Genomic DNA, 16,410 nt, shown 5'->3' with positions numbered 1-16,410 from the left:
GCTATGAACATTATTCGAACAGTCGACTCCTAATTAAGCAGCGTATTAACGCCTTCCTCCACTGGTTATAGCCATCAAACCTTCAATATCAGAATTTTCTTTATCACTCGTTTGGGTATCACCGTCTTCGGCCAGACTCACATAGTGATAAACAGGTTCATCGAAACTTTCATTCTCACACAGCCGTGCATTTAAATTATACCTTAATTGAGCGATATTTTTTTCTACGTACGCAAGACGCTCACTCATTATATCCGTTCTAGGTAACCGAACTACATCAGGTCTAATTTTTACAGCACTATCCTTCAGCAGTTCAAAGTCATATCCGTCTCTTTTCATAGAACTGATCATCTGTTTTAAGTTAAATTTATAAAAAAAATTGTCCTCTTGATGGCTATAATCGGTAAACGTAACTTGATTGTGAACTTTCTTCGCAACATAAAATAAAAGCTCATACATTTGTTTAATTGTAGGTTTATAGTGCCCGCTATCATTATCAATGCCCTTTAAACTTCCATTCTCAAAAACCATGTATCCCGAACCCCTTACCCTTTTGCCATTAGCTAGAAACGAATGATGTAACCTTGGATTGGCTGGCAATGCAATGATTTGCTTATCCTTATTAACTATAAAAATATATCGGCCATCAAGGAACTCGCCTTTCTTATTAATAAATTTTCCTTCCTGGTTAATTGTGATGATGCAATTCGATTGCTTTATAGGTGAAAAATAATAAGGTTTTAATGCGTGAATTTGATTTTGAAAATAAGATTGATCCTTTAAATCGGTGTTTTCCACTTCTTGCCAAAAACTCGAAATTAGTCGCTCTGCTTTTTTCTCGTCTTTATAGTCTTTATCGAGCTTTATTAACCTTTTAATGCCTTTAGATGATTTCACTAATTACTTCGCCTGATACCCTACTTTAGGGCACACTATATCTAGGCATCATTAAGGGAAAATTAAGAATTTCAGAGAGGAGTCAGCTCAGTAACCAGTACCCTGTGGTCAAGGCTTGATTTTGGCTACGGTTAGCCGGACAAGTGGTCCTATCAACTACGATTCAATACAGTTTATGGGCTGGGCAAATTTTGATCACGCACCGATTTGACGGGATATTCATGGCTTGCCCCTCTAGTTACGCCTGTGCTAATCATTTTTGTAGGTTATAATGTGCTACTTGTAGTGATAGCGATAAAATCAATATGCCAAAGAAATTTGAAAGAATAATTGAACTTTTTGGTCCTGAAAATTTTGATTTAAAAAATTTGAAAAGCCAGTATAAAAAAGCGGTTTTAAGGTATCACCCTGATAAGGACGGTGAGAAAGAATTGTTTCAAGAATTAAATGATTCTTACTTACTTCTTCTTCCATTAATTAAAGATGAGGATTTGTCAGAGGAAGAAATTACTAATATTCGTAAGGTATTATCAAACTCTTCTGAAAATGTGAGAAAAGAAATATCGAAGCAAATCAGAGCTATTAAACCAGATTTTTTTTCAGTTCGGATTGATTTAGTAGAAATTGGTGTTGCAGCAGCTATTTCCGCACCAATTGGAGCTCTAGTCAATGGTGCTAGCGGAATTATAGGAAAATATAGCCTTTCTTTTTTTAGCCCTGCCATGGCAAGCACAGCGGGTACTTTCGCCACATTCGCTGGGATAGGTGCCCTAGCCTATTTCTTGGGCGCTTTTCCTCAGGTTATAACGCAGGATTTCATTGAGGAAAGTTCTTTTTTAGAAGAAAACCCAAGAATTAGATCTTTTTTGAAAGATACATCAAGTTTTTTAATCGAATTAGGCTCGTTAACCGCAGTAGCAGCCATGCTGGGTACTCCAATCGCAACAACCCTTATATGCTCAATGGTCATCCCCACTGCGGTTTACGTATTCAATACCCTGAAAAATACTATAAATGTCGTTGAAGATATGCCCCAGGAAAAAAGGCTGGCTTTAACTTATTAATTGCGGGGCAGCAGGCCATCGAACAGACAGGGCAACTTATTTGGGAATTGGATTTCCAGTGCAATGGGATCAGGGCTTGAACTTTGATCATGGATACAACCTTCAAGCCCTGACCTCACCGAAGAAAACCGGCTAATGGATAATCTCTAGGTGAGTAAAACACCACTTTGTGAGCCACCTACACCAAAAAGACCGCCAGAAATAGTGCCAGGGGTGGAGGGTAAGCTTGGTAAAAAAATGGTCCATGTTGCGCCGTTATCAACGCTATAATACGTTAAAGGAAATGTTGTAGCACCTATATTATAAGAACCTACGGCAGAGCAAGTTTTATTAATGCAAGAAGTACTGTATAAGGCTGTATCTGTGGCAGTAAGAGGAATACCTGTTGTCGGGGGAAATAAGGCTTGAGACCAGGTCACCCCCCGATCGGCACTCGTATAATAAACCGATTGTCTGTTAGTGGCATTATCAACATAATATCCGACTGCAACACAATTATTTCCTACACAACTGATCGAATTAAGTATTGCCCCCTGATTTCCCGCGGGAAGAGCCGCTATAGATAGTACATGCGCAGCAGACCAGGTCAGTCCACCATCAGAGCTTAAATAGGTGAATGGAATCGAGTTAACAGGATCATCAAATTGCCCTATGGTAGTACAATTATTTCCTGAGCAGCTTATCCCAAGTATTTTAGGATTGCTATTACCAACCGGTAAGCTTGCTACAGAGGGGATAATTGGTGCCGACCAGCTCACCCCATTATCAGTACTGCGATAAACTAAAGGCTGGCGTTGATTTAATACGGTATTGTAGAAGCCAGCAGCGGTGCAATTCGTACCAGTACAGCTGACAGTACCCAAAAAGTGGTTTTGTAACGCTGGTAACCCGGCTGTAGAAGGAAGATAGGGTTCTGACCAGGTAACACCGTTATCAGAGCTGGAATAAGTCAGTGGCTTATGAGAACCTCCTGGCTCTTCATAGAAGCCCACAGCAGAGCATTTACTGCCAGAGCAACTAATAGCTGGAGTATAGGTTTGACTACCTGGCCCAGCAGGAGGAAGACCATTTACTGAAAGAAAATAGGGATCACTCCAGGTAACGCCGCTATCTGAACTTGAAGAGGAAACCGGAAGTTGGACTCCAGAACCATCCACATAAAAACCAACTGCTGAACAAAACGTTCCATTACACCCGACACCAAAATAGAAAGTTACTCCCAGAAGACCTGTAGTAGGAGGCACTGAGGCAGTCCACGTCGCTCCATTGTCACTACTGGTATAAGCAAGGGGGAAGCTATCCGCACCAACTTGATATCCCCCTACAGCCGTAGACAGCCTGGTGGGACTTTGTCCATTACTCGCTTCACTCACATTTAATGAATTAGCCGGCGTCGGGCCCGCACAGGTTTTTCCTCCGGGAAAACAAACGAATAAATGATGCGTAGGATCAGGATCATTACCATTTACCACACCCGATATAGTTAGCTTTAAGGTGCAACTTTGATTAACCGAATTATGTGGCCCTAAAGTAAACTGTCTCGTACAAACGGTTGGATCGGTCGGTTCAAGCACTTGAGTCACATTCGGAGGAAACCATCTCACAAAATTATTAACACGAGTTGTTAACGTATTATTTGTCACAGTATAGGCCGCATCAACACTTCCTCCTCGGCTAACTGATGTAGGTAAAGTCCCTTGAGGAATAATCGTGAAAGGTAGGGCATGACTCGTCATCGACACCAAAAATCCTGCCAAACCAATCGAATAAAAACAAGCGTTGTATTTCATTACTCATCCTTTGAGTTAGTTATGTTATCAAATGAAACAGCGATTTCGTTATTTCAGTACCAAGCCAATCTCTAAAGTGGAAATAAGCCTGTCATCATTAAATCAATCAATTTTCCAGATTCGTTTAAATTACCACTGTTATCTGTCCCAGTACTTCATTGGTATATAAATGAGACTGTGATAAATTATTTAATGTCGGAACTTGATTAATTGAAGCATTTCCAAGTTGAACTCTGCCAAAGTCGGCAAACCGATAGCCAACCCCTACTCGAACATGAGTAGCCACCTCATAATCAACACCCAGACCTACTTTGTAAGAAAAAGACGTATTTCGCTCATTCGTGAATTGATTACTAAAGGTAGTGAATGGAGGAACAATATTGACATTGTAATTTCTGGCTGAATTCAACCCCACCCCGATACCGGCTGAAATATAGGGATAAAAAGACATTGAGCGGTAGAGCCAGTTATATAATAACTTACTTTCAAATAATACCTGCCGCACCTGGATATCATAGGTATAAGAAAATGAATCGACTGATAGTGCATCCGCCCCCTGCGTCACTATGCCATGGGCATGAAACTTCATAGGTTGATAATAACTCACATTCGTTTGTAAAAACCATTTGGGATTTAATAAGAATTCTATTCCCAAAGACGCGCCATAAATAAATTTTCCTTGCGTTGAACGGTCTGCCGCATAACTAAAAAATTGATCCTCAATAGGATCTCTAATAGGAATAAATTCTGAACGACCTATTTTGTTACTAAAAGCTGCTCCAGCAGACAAAGCAACAAGCGGCTTCCAGACCCTACTTTCCGTTTTTTCCACTTGATCTTTCCATACAGTCTGCTTTTTTACTGTTGACACACCAGCAATACTGGATTGGACTACAATCGAAGTTAATCCGAAAGCCAAGAGAAGCCCATATTTATTTTTTATCAATTTCTTCATCCTTTAAATAACTTGATAATGTAGTTAATCGTTTTCCATATTGACATGGATAATACAAGCTAAAAGGTAACAGAAATTGTAGAATAATCACATAGGTTATGTGGAAAAACTGCGGCTGAGGGGAACAAGATAGGTTGAAAAATTATCTATTCCAGACTCAGCTTTTTTAAGCTATTTAACGGGATTAATAGTCTAAACCCTACCCCCATTTGCTCTCAATTGTCACTTGACAGGCCTCTAATTTCGAAAGATTTCTGCTGCAAGTCGCCGTATTCCCGGTTACGGGTTTTAGGAAAAGAAATTTAGACAACCAAAATAATATTTTATTCTCGCATAGACAGATACCCTTTATAAATTAATCTAGTATAATTCAACCAGGTTTTTGCAAGGGAGCATGCCATACCTTACTATACAACTGTACATTAAGTTTTAACTACAAAAACAAGAGGTAGCCGATGAAGAAAACGCAAATGAAACGATATATTACTGCACTTTCTGAATACCAGGCAAAGTACCTGGAAAAATACGAGAGTCTAAACGCATACCTCAGCAAAAAACTTCCCGAAATTTCTAGTCTGGACGAATTAGATAGTCTGCAAAAACGGGTTAAAAAGGAACAAATAGCACTCGCGGCCATGTATAAAGAAATGGCAGAAACCTATAATACATTAAAGCAAGCTAATTACACCCCAAAGGGCAAGCAAACTTTTGAAAAATTTAATAAGGGTTTTGTTGCAGCGTTCCAAGCCGCACCGCCCGATTGCAAACCTCTATTTGATCAAATAAGCATCAAAAGGAAACAAATCAAAGACGACCATAATCCCGTCGAGCTCCTTAAAAAAATAATCAGCCGATTCAAGGCAAATAACTTAGACCTTCAAGCGTTTAATGACTTTCTTATGAATCCTGCAGTGAAAAGCAAAATCAGAACAAACCCTATTTTTGCAGCCAAAGTCGGAAATTTAAATAAGCAAGTTATCATACGTTACGCGCAAACCATCGCAAGGATTGATCAAGAATTATTTTTAAACATTCGAGCGTCGGAATTATTTTCTCCCTGGGCTTTCAAGAGTTCCCCCAGCATTATGGCCAATACTGCCCAGTACAATAATTTGGCTGATTATGTGGGAAGGCTTATTTTGGATGCCAATTCAATTGAAGAAAGAGCCATTATTATAGAGCGCTGGATTTGGGTAGCTCATTATCTATTTGACGAGCTCAAAGATTACTCCGGTTGCCATGCTATTTTATCCGTTTTTTCACGCAGCGAAATTGGCCGTTTAAAGAAAACTTTTGCCAGTTTATCACCGGAATGTCAGGACGCCTTGGACAAAATGTCTAACGAGCTACTTGTCAGTCAGGCCTTAAAACCAATATTCAATGCCCAACAAGCGGTCATTCCTGCCATGCCTCTAATACAGCGCGATGTCACGTTCCTGGAAGATGGTAATAAAACCGTATCTGAGTTAGAAAGCAAAGATGAGAAGCGCGAAGAAATGACCAGGAGGACAGGTGGCGGACGGAAAATAATGCACATTTTCAAGCGATTGCAAGATGATCGTAGCACTTTCCGCCTATCAGAAGAAATTGACGCGCCACTTAATGACTTGTTAAGAGAAAGGTTGAAAACGCCGGTTGCCCCTTATGATTCCGACGACGGTTATGAAAGAAGTCAATTGTTAGAGCCGACCAGTAACGAATTAAAACCGGCAAAACCCGTTAAATTTGGCAAAGTGCTTAATAGTGCAAGCGCCACTAATCAACCCAACATGCGTCAGCAACTACTGCAAGATTCCATTAAAGCCCTCACTGACTCCGTGCTCAATAATGTTTCAGGTTTTCTAAAGGATAGAAATCAGGAAGCGTTTGAAATGGACGAGAATTATGTCATTGATTGGGAAAAGGAGAACCGCGAGCTTGGAAAATTAGATCGAGAAAAAGAGGCGTTGGTTGATACATTGAAAGGGTTTTCGAACAACGAAAAAAATGCCTCCTTGTTAAAGCGTGCCAATGTGCTGATTGAAAAACTTGAAGCCCTGGATTTCAAGCACATTAAAATGCAGCATTTGGAAAGCAACCTTTATGCAAGATTATATAAACTCAAGGTTGAATTTGCGTGTGCAGCAAGATTCAATGACAAGAATGCTGATCCTGAGCAAATTAGCCTCATCATAGCGGAACTGGAAAAAATTAGTCAATTGTCAGAAACCTGTCAATTTTCTGCTAATTTTTTAAAGTTTTTAAATGCGTTTAATGAGGAAGTAAGGGTGTTTAAGGACTTATCAAATCCTTCACAAGAGGAAGAGCCTTCCCATATAGAGAACCCAGGCTCTCATGCTTCTCGATTTTTGCGCTGCCGTTACTCATTGCTCTATGCGCCAGTGCTGAGAGAAAAAAGCAGCGTAGACGAAGGTCCAATTCTGAAAACAGCCATTCTTGCTTGATGCAGTATCGGTCGGGTCCTGTGCCCGACCTTATCACCCAACCTATTTTGTTACTCCCAAGCTCGGAACACCGTATCACATCGGTAATTTTATCGTTATATATACTTCACATTTGGAAGGTTGCTGCATGCTTTTCAAAACGATGGGGACAGGACTTTGGTTTTGATGGTTAAATACAAAATTCAAGCCCTTTCTACATTATCAATCCATTACATATTGGCCATGGCCATTACAAAATTAGGGATATTCGGCGAGCCCACGCCTACTCCATCATTCCAAAATTGATTTTCTGGCTCAAGTGTTAGAGACGAATCCCAGCCAAAGGTCACATTAGCAATTGTAAATGACGAAGCGGGAGCGGGTGTATTATGTATTAATGTTGAAGGGGGTTGAGTAGCGCCATTAATCATTAGGCTCGGTGGAATAATAAGATTAATTGCCCTGTTCGCTAATAAAAGATTATTTTGCTGATATAAATAAGGTGCTGCTTGACCAATGGGTGTGGCCTTATTGAGAAGGCTGCGTGCCTGATTCACTAATACCAGCGTTGCAGAGAATAAGGGACACGCTAAACTGGTACCGCCATCTTGTACTTCTGTCCCATTAGCAATAATCAATAAACCTGTACGAGGATCACCTAACATGGCAACATCTGGCAAAGCACGACGGTTGCCAAAATTATTTATAACGCCATAGCCTCCTGCGGTAAAACTGCTAATCGAACTTTGCCAGGGAACTGGCCCATAAAATTGACTAATTCCACCACCGGTTCCTCCGGTGTATGATAATACCCCACCGACCGATTCCACAGTTCCCCAAACGGTTTCAAAAGCATAATTGTAATGATTGTCGACAAACAAAGCGGTTGCACCAACGGCTGTCACATAGGCTGAACTTGACGGATAATCGACAGTCGGGGCTGAAGGCCACGAGCCATTACATTTGCCTGCATTGGTATAGGTATTATCACCACAGTCACCTGAAGAAAAGTTAATACTAATTCCCGCAGCGGCAGCAAGCTGTAAACTTGATTCAAGTGCCGCATCAAAGCTTTCAGGGCTGCTCCAACTATTCGATATTACATACGCATTGGTAAAACCGGCAATAGTATAATTATTCTGTATTAAGGTATTAATGACATCCATTAAAGTAGTTCGCTGATCAGTACCTAAAACCAAAACGGTATTATCTCCTGAGGCGATGGTATGCGACGCTTCAATATCCAGGACAATCTCTCTGCTGAACGAGGATGCATTTGGACAATTTGTAAAAGGACTTCCATCAGGATTCACGATTGCAAAATTTTTTGCAGGGCCAGAAATGATAAAGGGAGCAATGTCATTCATCTTAAAATACTGATTCGCATCACTTAAGATTTGTGCAGGCCCATTGGTACCGCATTTATCGACAATGATTAATGTTTGTCCGGAGCCATTTAAACGTACTCCATTAATTTTAGGAATATTACCTACGTTATACGTTTTTCGTAGATTGGCGCCAGAAAATCCTTGTAAGGAAATAGTAGTAGGGAGTGCGGTAGGGATGAAATTATTCGCGAGGAAATTTAAATCATGAGTTGTACTTTGAGTTTCCGTTTTAGCATGACCGATGTTTTCCTGAAATTCGGGTAGGGTATTTAGTCCTGTAATTTCAGCCACATATTGAGCAATCTCAGGCAATAGTCTCGGGGTGCCTGCATTGGCGTGAAAAACTTTATGCTTATAGCGATAGTAGTTCATTTGCACGTGCAAGGCCTGTTCAATTTGTGCCGCAGAACCTGTGACCCGAATACTGTGATTCACTATTTTGGCCTGCATCCCATGATTCAGAAAAAAATGAGATACCTCTTCTTCTGCCTCTTGGCCGGGTGCAAATTTTTCTTCAAAAAGAGCGCGCGTTAAAAACTGCTGGTAACGTGGACTTTTAGGATCATAAACATCCTGAACCAATTGATCCAGGTCTTGTTTGTTACGTAATTTTAACCAAACATTAAATGAGAATTGAGTGTCTGCTGCAGCCCCCTTAATTAAGCGGGCTTTACTAAGTAACTGTGCCCCAGGGTTAGGTAAACTGACTATAGTCGTTGTTTGAGCCGCAAAGGAAGTCATAACAATAAACCCCAATGGCAACAAAAATTTAAGTTTTGTCATGAAAGAGTTCCCTAGATTAACTTATAAAAAATAAGCTGGAGATAGGGCTATAGGTAATAAATCCCAGCTCATCGCCTGTGGTTAATGAGAATATATAGCCATCTTGCGTGCCAGCATAAATTGCACTGGCATCTGCATTGACAAATAAGGTGTACGTTATTTGCGATAATAAATTCCATGTAGGGTTGGTATTCGTCAAACTATTACTGGTGTAGGTGTATTCAAAATCAACCGTTCCGGCTGGTAAGGTACTGTTGGATGAAATTTTGCGAATATTGACATACAGCTGATTATTGGCCGCAAAAATATTTTGGATGGGGACAGATAAGTTGGATTCAGGCCCTGTAATTTGAATCCAATTAGTACCGTTATCGGTAGAATAATAAGCGTTACCATCATTACTTCCTGCATAGAGCGTATTTGCAGGGGTAATAAAAAGGCTATTGACTGCGCCAGCCCCCGGATTAGTTGTTGCATTCCAGGTTATTCCATCAATAGAATAATACACATGCCCGTCTTGGGTGCCGGTATAAATAGTTAAGACATTGCCGATGGAGGTAATAAAGACACTGTTTACCGCTGTTCCACCTGGAACGGCTGCAGTTGCATTCCACGTAACGCCATTATTAGTCGAGTAGTAGACTTTACCATCTGCACTACCTGCATAAAGTGTATTCGGTGTTGCAAAGACACTGTTGACTGAAAATCCAGGTGAGGGAGTTGTTGTCGTATTCCAATTTAAGCCATTATCGATTGAGAAATAAACTTCTCCACCGGCTGTGCCAGCAAAGAGTGTGCCGCTTCGGGTAAAGGTTGCTTCTACGGTATGATTGGTATCAATCTGCGCCAGGGTAAAAGTACTTCCTCCCTTTTGAACGATACCGCCATCTACCAACCATTGATCAACCTGATATCCGGAGTTTGGCCTGGCAGTAAACGTTAAGCTACTTCCAGCGAGTACTGTCTGCGGATTATCAGGATTAATTGCCCCATTGACCCCTGCTACAGGCGTAATTAGATACCTTGCAATAGGGATAAAGGTAATATTCAAGACATTGGGAAAACTGGGTTGATAGCACGCAAAGGTACCTCCCTGCTCACAAACAACAGGTCCGCCGTGTATATTGCCGGTCAAAAGATTGCCATTAATTGATAAGCTCAGTGTACAAGATTTTTGATACGCTAAAGTGAATACACTCGAACAATTGTCCCCTGAAGTAATTTGAGTTACCCCTCGAATGGGTTGCATCGCCAACGTATGTGTTTGGTGTGATTTGTTGGTGATGGTATAGACGACATTTGCTTTACTCATAGAAGTGAGATACAGACTAGTCGGGTAATTTGGATCAGGTATAACAGTCCATAATGGGATACCTGTGTAGGCATTGTTTAAAAAAAACAAAATAACTAGTGCAATAGTTATTTTAACTAGTTTTCGCATGGGTAAAATCCATTTCCGGGTAGTATTTCGGGCTGCGTTACAAAAATAAAGAGTAAGCTATAATGCGCATTTTTTATAGCGCAGTAAATATCTAAAAATCCAATCGATTTCAAATGACGTCATTTTCATGGAGTTCTCATGCTGCAATATGTTCGTTGGTATTGCAAATACGGCATAAGCGATCGTGATTTAGTCCACCAGGGGGGGCAGAGTTTTGATGGTTAAATACAAAACTCAAGCGTTGACTATGAGGCTGTGATGGTCGGAGTTTCTTGTTGCCTATTTAAAATAATTCATGCTACTAACGGTTAAGTTTCTCATTAAGTATTCGACGAATCTCATCACCAGGATCAGGCAAATCTTCATTGTGTCCAGGTGGGTTGAATGCATCTTTTAAACCCCCTCCAGAAATATTTTTTAAATCCTCGTTTTTAACGATTTTCTTATTTTTATTTTTAGAAGGATTCCTTGGAGACTTTTTCATATTTTTTTCCTATAGCAAAGAAGGTATTTTTTAATAATAGTTCAAATTTCGACTAAGTTGAGAAGTCCATCCTCAAGAGAGAACTCAGCGGCGAACATAGGGGCGGGCTTTAATGCTTCACGTTTCTCTATTTTTTAACTTTTAGAGAAGTATACTTAAGGGGATTTTTTGCTTGAGAATTTGGGAGTTTCGATAATGAATCAATATGCAGGTGAATGTTTGTGTGGCTCTTGTCGGTATGTCATCACCGGAGAAAAACCGAAAGCGATGTATTTATGTCATTGTAGTCGATGTAGAAAAGAAACAGGTACCATCCACGGGGCAAATGTTTTCTTTAGCAATGCTCTATTGGTATGGGAAAGTGGTGAAAACAATATCACTTATTTCGCGTTGAAGGGAACAAGGAAGCAACGTGCATTTTGCACTCTTTGTGGAAGCCCGCTTCCTCGACAGGAAGACAATTCTCAGGTCGTTTTACCTGCAGGATCACTGGATAACGATAGCTCTTTGGAGCCAACTGCCCATATTTATTTTGCCAGTCGTTCGGCTTGGGAAGACCAGTTAGCAGACTTGAAACGATTTGATGAGTTACCCAAGCCCGACAAAATTTGAATAGACCAACTACCGCACAAATTTGTCAGTTCGTCTTCAGACCCGTCTACGCCATAATTGGGTGAAAACCGAACTGGCTACTAAACCAATCTGATTATCTATGACTGATAATTCTCTAATCCATTGATGCAATATTACCTTTGATTGAGAATAAATAGAGCCAGTGCTTGTAGAAAATCAAAATTCAAGCACTAGCCCTATGTAGGTTTCTCACCTCGTCGAGGGGTAATTCTCAACAATAGGTGCATAGAGAGGATTTTCAGAGGGAAAGGCTTTTCACCTCAGGGGGTGTCATTTTACTGGCTACTTTGTCGTCGTTATAAGTTTTCATCGCACTAATTATTTCACTACGCATCTCTCGTAATTGCTTAGTATAAAAATCTCTATCGTCTGTGAAATTCAGCTTCGTTCTTACCTCTAAAAAGACTTGATCCGCGGTCATCGATTCTGTAATTGCGCTCATAACCCTGTCGATGTAAGGTATTTTTGTTTTAGCGGAAATACGGTGATCAAAGCTGTTTTGTAGCCAATGTTTTAATAATATAGAATGAATCTTATTAATAAACTTACTTTCATAGTTTCCACCAGAATTTTGGGCTTCCTTGATCCGCAATAACCAATTTAAGAAATGAAATGCAATGGTATTTGGTGCTGCGTTTTGCTTTTCAAGTTCTTCAATCACCATGGTGGTCAACTTTGTAGGTGATAATTCAATGATGTTCTTTGTGTTGGCATCCATAACAGTATAGGGTTGATTTGCTAATAGGCATTTCATAATATTGATAAGGGGCAAAGATACAGCCTCCTTACCTAAAATTAGATTTAAATCCAACCTTTCATAGGTTTTAGGATCAAGCGTTTCTGAATGCCTGGTAAATAGTAAAGGTTCAATTTGGCAATTCTGATAAGCCTTTGCCCAATAACTAGCCCCATAATCAAAACCAAATTGTGAATTAGGTAAGACATCTTCGGTAGTGACGAGCACGACTAAAGGCATTCCATCATATACGATATTAAGTGCTTCAACATTTGCAGTGGCAATATCCTGTTCCTGAAGACCAGGATCTAACTTAAAATGTTGAGAAAGATTCTCTGCATCAGGAAAATGCTGTATAAAACGCGCATGATTGCCCTGAAATCCATTGATTACACCTCTAGCGCCAAGGGAATGATTTTTAAATAGAGGGTGTGCTGGAACCGTGTATCCATAACCCGAAAAAGTGTCTGTACCTGGTAGAGAGGCGTCCATGATTCCAGCATAACAGGCTATTGCGGTCCCCTTTTTTAGGACTTCCGGACCTCTCCAAAATAAGCCTTTACCAACTTGATCATTAATTTCACACACCACTAGATTAGGTATAATTGTTTCAATCTCTTTCAAATACTTCTCGGCTAGTTGCTGTTGCTGTTTAATTACCCTTGGAAGAAAAGGCATTTGCCGTGCAATAACCGATTCATCAATAGGTTCTTGAGGATAAAGGTCTGAATAAACTGCATAACCACAAGCTAAAGTATGCAATTCCTTTTTCTTTTTTTGATACGATTCCACCCATGTATCTTCAATAAATAAATCATCGTGCCACTCAAAATTAAACTGCTCTGCAAACTCTTGAGGACTAACTTCCATAATCTCATCGTTGCCATTGAGCGGTTTTGAGGAGTAGTTAACAGTATGTGTTTTAGGGAGATCTAACACTTTAGTAGGCATATAATTATCCTTTGAGATTATAAAATGGCTAGTATATATGCTTTTGATTTTTTCCCGAAGAATATTTAGTCTTGTTGTTTAATAAAAATTCTTATTTAATAAATACTACAGCCTCCTTTCGTTCTATTCTATTAAGCCATCATTTACACCATCAAAATCGCCTATTAGCTTGTTAGACAAAGGAAAGCGAACCTACGGGTCTCGCAAACCAACCCATTTGGCTCTTAAATGTAGCTTGGCTTTGGCTCCAGCCATTAAACGATTGCCAGGCAAATAAAATTTTTAGATTGCCTATAATTAAGATATTTCGATTAAACATAAGCCATTTATCATGCTAATACCCTTGCGTGAACCAAGCAGTTTTCGCTACATCCGTATTAATGCTTCAACCAACCGCATTCACCTTCTGGTTCCCTTTATTGCTGGCCTTGATATCAGTACTGATAACACCTGTAAGTCAGACTTGGAATTAAAGGCATTTTTTGAAGGGGGTGCCGTCAAGGAATTGGAGTCCTATAAAAGCACGCTTGAATTTCATCTTTCCTTATTAGAAGAAGGTGATATGCAGTATCAAGCCAAAAAAGAACGCTTGGAGCAAATCAATCTATACCTTGAGGCAGTCATTGGCATGCGAAATAGCTATAAAACTGTTGTGAGTAGCTTTCTCGCACGGCCCTCAAATTTGTACAGTGTACAATTAAGGCCGCTCACTCAGGACCCTTATTCCAGAGTGGTGAATCCAGTGTTTACGATTAATAGATTCAATGATAGTGAAGGCATCCCATTATCCCCTTTGTATAATAAAATGCATGAGGTTTTTCCTGCAGTTCGACTAGGAAAATCGAATCCACGCGAAGAGCTTCTCGCTAGAGTATTAAATGCACTACCGCAAAATGCATCGTTTGAAACGATCCAAACCACACTAGCAGCGCAGTATAATGTACCGGATGATTTTTTTAAAAAAAGGGTGGATGAGCGTCGCCAGGAGCAAGTGGTCGATAAAGCTTATATTGATAGGTTAATGGGATTTGATGAAAATACCCAGCCTATAGAGTATATCAATGCCCTGTTAGGTCTTTGTGCACCGAACCTACCCAGTACCCTGCAAGGCTCACCTTTTTATCTGGAAGTTTCAGACAATCCAGCGGAAAGAGCCGAGCGTTTATCTATTTTAACGCAATTTTACCTGAGTGTTTTAAACGTCTACTGTCGAGCTAAAGAGATCAGTGATAAAAATTTTGGGGTGATTCTGGATAGCTCGCCCGTCTTAAGTCAAGAGCTCGTCGAGATTGTGTCGCAAGCATTATCTCGTGGCGATGATGTGGAATCTGCGATTATTACTTTTTTCAATGCTCATAAAAAGTCATTTAATATATCACGTGATTTAAGCACAGGGGATAATGGAATCCCAAATGATAAAGCCGCTATTCAACAAAAATTTGAAACCACTTTCCGTACTGTCACCGCTACCAAAGAAAATCCCCACATGGATGATTTCATGTTCCTGGATACAGAAGCCCGTGGCGAAAATGGCCTTTTTGCAAGTAGTAGGGGTTTAATTTGTACCGATTTTGCGAATATTGTGCCTATAACAAGCGAAAAAAAACACTATTTTGACGAGATTCGCAGTGACGCTCAAACACATCAAGAAGCGGCTACGCCTCAAGATGAATTGGTTTCAATGATTGATATTCCCCCCGAAGTACTCCTGAATAAACTGAGCGACGTGCAATGGGAAAATCTTCCTAAAGAAATTGTCGATGCATGTCGTGCTTTACCTGCGTTTAAAGCCCGCGAGCTTTTAACTGATGTGGCGAAAGGCAAACAAAGTGAAGCAAATGCTATTTTGCAATCATCAGAGGATATTCAAACATTACTCAGAATGTCCGGTAAATTTACTGACTACTCAGGACGAACTTTTCATTGTACTGCTTATGAATACGCCTATTGGGCTAAAGATACCCACATGTGCCGCATGTTAGAAAGACACATGGATAATGAAACTAAAGCGATATTATTAGAAAAAATCGATGAGGTTGAGCTTTCGGGGCTTGCTTATCAACAACATGGCGTATCTTACCAAAATTCACATTATGATATGAGTTTTGTGTTGAAAAATTTAAGTGTTGATGAGTTTCGTCAATTACAAACGATAGTGGGTCATAACAGTCCAAAAATACAACAAGCCACCGAACACAATTATCAAAAGCTTTCCTTTACAGCGGTAGAATATGAGGCGCTTAAAAAAATATTAGAGCAATATAGACCACCGGGCACTTCCACATTCTTTTATACATCCTCTTCAGCAAAAGCGCTCAGTGAAAAATTGCAGTTTGATTTTCATTCATTGATTACAGCACTTGACAGTTATGTGCTCAATTTTGATCAATGGAGTCATCACGACCGAGAATTGGGCTTGCTATCGGTTGGTAGGGCCCAAAGGGATGTTCCTGCCCACATCGCCCACGAGTATTGCAGGCCCGATCGATCATTTGACCCTCTACCTTCCTTTAATGAAGAAAACCTGCCTAGAGTGCTCACTATCACTAATTATCGTACGAATGATAAATCTTGGTTTCCTCTCGCTTCGTCTTCTTCAGGTCTCGGTTTTAATTTCGCTTTAGTACGGGGCAGGAGTGCACAAGCGACTAGCACTCTTTTATGGACGGCTGGTATGGGAAGCTGTGATTTAGCGGTTATCCAACAGCTTGATAAAGTAAGAACAGCCGATCTTACGCAGTCACGTGAAAATCTGAGCGGGCCTGTCAATCAATTGGGCCTGGTGTAGATGGCTATCTATACCCGCGGCACCCATGTTATGAACCCTCCACTCCAAGTTGGTAAGACAGGTTAACTAACGTTGAG

Annotated in this window: 11 protein-coding genes; 4 read left to right on the top strand and 7 right to left on the bottom strand. The window is 40.3% G+C overall.

Annotated features, from left to right (window positions below):
* Window positions 1-45: 45 nt before the first annotated feature.
* A complete protein-coding gene (locus tag ACN4Z1_RS12870; protein ID WP_228363977.1) occupies window positions 46-897 on the bottom strand; it encodes a hypothetical protein in 852 nt (283 codons plus the stop codon).
* A gap of 305 nt (window positions 898-1,202) precedes the next feature.
* Here ACN4Z1_RS12870 and ACN4Z1_RS12865 point away from each other — a divergent pair, with 305 nt between their 5' ends.
* Window positions 1,203-1,961, top strand: a complete 759-nt coding sequence (locus ACN4Z1_RS12865; RefSeq protein ID WP_228363978.1) for a J domain-containing protein — start codon at window positions 1,203-1,205, stop codon at window positions 1,959-1,961.
* A 146-nt stretch (window positions 1,962-2,107) separates the two neighbouring features.
* Here the strand turns inward: ACN4Z1_RS12865 and ACN4Z1_RS12860 are convergent, their stop codons facing one another.
* Entirely contained in the window at window positions 2,108-3,751 is a 1,644-nt protein-coding gene (locus ACN4Z1_RS12860) for a sialidase family protein (protein ID WP_228363979.1), read from the bottom strand.
* A 124-nt stretch (window positions 3,752-3,875) separates the two neighbouring features.
* Complete coding sequence (locus ACN4Z1_RS12855) at window positions 3,876-4,706, bottom strand: outer membrane protein (protein ID WP_419386044.1); 831 nt, start codon at window positions 4,704-4,706, stop codon at window positions 3,876-3,878.
* 470 nt (window positions 4,707-5,176) lie between these two features.
* Between ACN4Z1_RS12855 and ACN4Z1_RS12850 the strand changes: the two genes are divergently transcribed.
* The gene (locus tag ACN4Z1_RS12850) at window positions 5,177-7,150 is read left to right on the top strand and encodes a RasGEF domain-containing protein (RefSeq protein ID WP_228363981.1); all 1,974 of its coding nucleotides are present in this window, start codon (window positions 5,177-5,179) and stop codon (window positions 7,148-7,150) included.
* Between the two features lie 209 nt (window positions 7,151-7,359).
* Here ACN4Z1_RS12850 and ACN4Z1_RS12845 read toward each other — a convergent pair whose 3' ends face one another.
* The 3 genes from ACN4Z1_RS12845 to ACN4Z1_RS12835 all read right to left on the bottom strand — a co-directional run bounded on the left by ACN4Z1_RS12845 (window position 7,360) and on the right by ACN4Z1_RS12835 (window position 11,225).
* A complete protein-coding gene (locus ACN4Z1_RS12845; RefSeq protein ID WP_228363982.1) occupies window positions 7,360-9,300 on the bottom strand; it encodes a S53 family peptidase in 1,941 nt (646 codons plus the stop codon).
* A gap of 16 nt (window positions 9,301-9,316) precedes the next feature.
* On the bottom strand, window positions 9,317-10,741 hold the full coding sequence (locus tag ACN4Z1_RS12840; protein WP_228363983.1) for an InlB B-repeat-containing protein: 1,425 nt from the start codon (window positions 10,739-10,741) through the stop codon (window positions 9,317-9,319).
* A gap of 301 nt (window positions 10,742-11,042) precedes the next feature.
* Window positions 11,043-11,225 (bottom strand): hypothetical protein, encoded by a 183-nt coding sequence (locus tag ACN4Z1_RS12835; RefSeq protein ID WP_228363984.1) that lies wholly within the window; start codon window positions 11,223-11,225, stop codon window positions 11,043-11,045.
* A gap of 195 nt (window positions 11,226-11,420) precedes the next feature.
* On the opposite strand from ACN4Z1_RS12835, the gene ACN4Z1_RS12830 reads away from it, so the two are divergent.
* Complete coding sequence (locus ACN4Z1_RS12830) at window positions 11,421-11,837, top strand: GFA family protein (protein WP_228363985.1); 417 nt, start codon at window positions 11,421-11,423, stop codon at window positions 11,835-11,837.
* A 259-nt stretch (window positions 11,838-12,096) separates the two neighbouring features.
* Here the strand turns inward: ACN4Z1_RS12830 and ACN4Z1_RS12825 are convergent, their stop codons facing one another.
* Complete coding sequence (locus tag ACN4Z1_RS12825) at window positions 12,097-13,545, bottom strand: hypothetical protein (RefSeq protein ID WP_228363986.1); 1,449 nt, start codon at window positions 13,543-13,545, stop codon at window positions 12,097-12,099.
* A 331-nt stretch (window positions 13,546-13,876) separates the two neighbouring features.
* Between ACN4Z1_RS12825 and ACN4Z1_RS12820 the strand changes: the two genes are divergently transcribed.
* Entirely contained in the window at window positions 13,877-16,333 is a 2,457-nt protein-coding gene (locus ACN4Z1_RS12820) for a hypothetical protein (RefSeq protein ID WP_228363987.1), read from the top strand.
* The last annotated feature ends 77 nt before the right edge of the window (window positions 16,334-16,410 follow it).

This window comes from Legionella sp. ST3F1, assembly GCF_048553315.1.
GTDB classification, from domain to species: Bacteria; Pseudomonadota; Gammaproteobacteria; order Legionellales; family Legionellaceae; genus Tatlockia; species Tatlockia donaldsonii.
Note: the sequence above shows the minus strand (reverse complement) of the source record. Positions and strands in the feature narration are given on the sequence as shown.

What these genes read in the sequence shown, in the direction of transcription:
- ACN4Z1_RS12830 (WP_228363985.1), top strand. Translation starts at nt 11,421, where the DNA reads ATGAATCAATATGCAGGTGAATGTTTGTGTGGCTCTTGTCGGTATGTC.
- ACN4Z1_RS12835 (WP_228363984.1), bottom strand. Translation starts at nt 11,225, where the DNA reads ATGAAAAAGTCTCCAAGGAATCCTTCTAAAAATAAAAATAAGAAAATC.
- ACN4Z1_RS12855 (WP_419386044.1), bottom strand. Translation starts at nt 4,706, where the DNA reads ATGAAGAAATTGATAAAAAATAAATATGGGCTTCTCTTGGCTTTCGGA.
- ACN4Z1_RS12845 (WP_228363982.1), bottom strand. Translation starts at nt 9,300, where the DNA reads ATGACAAAACTTAAATTTTTGTTGCCATTGGGGTTTATTGTTATGACT.
- ACN4Z1_RS12865 (WP_228363978.1), top strand. Translation starts at nt 1,203, where the DNA reads ATGCCAAAGAAATTTGAAAGAATAATTGAACTTTTTGGTCCTGAAAAT.
- ACN4Z1_RS12860 (WP_228363979.1), bottom strand. Translation starts at nt 3,751, where the DNA reads ATGAAATACAACGCTTGTTTTTATTCGATTGGTTTGGCAGGATTTTTG.
- ACN4Z1_RS12850 (WP_228363981.1), top strand. Translation starts at nt 5,177, where the DNA reads ATGAAACGATATATTACTGCACTTTCTGAATACCAGGCAAAGTACCTG.
- ACN4Z1_RS12820 (WP_228363987.1), top strand. Translation starts at nt 13,877, where the DNA reads ATGCTAATACCCTTGCGTGAACCAAGCAGTTTTCGCTACATCCGTATT.
- ACN4Z1_RS12840 (WP_228363983.1), bottom strand. Translation starts at nt 10,741, where the DNA reads ATGCGAAAACTAGTTAAAATAACTATTGCACTAGTTATTTTGTTTTTT.
- ACN4Z1_RS12825 (WP_228363986.1), bottom strand. Translation starts at nt 13,545, where the DNA reads ATGCCTACTAAAGTGTTAGATCTCCCTAAAACACATACTGTTAACTAC.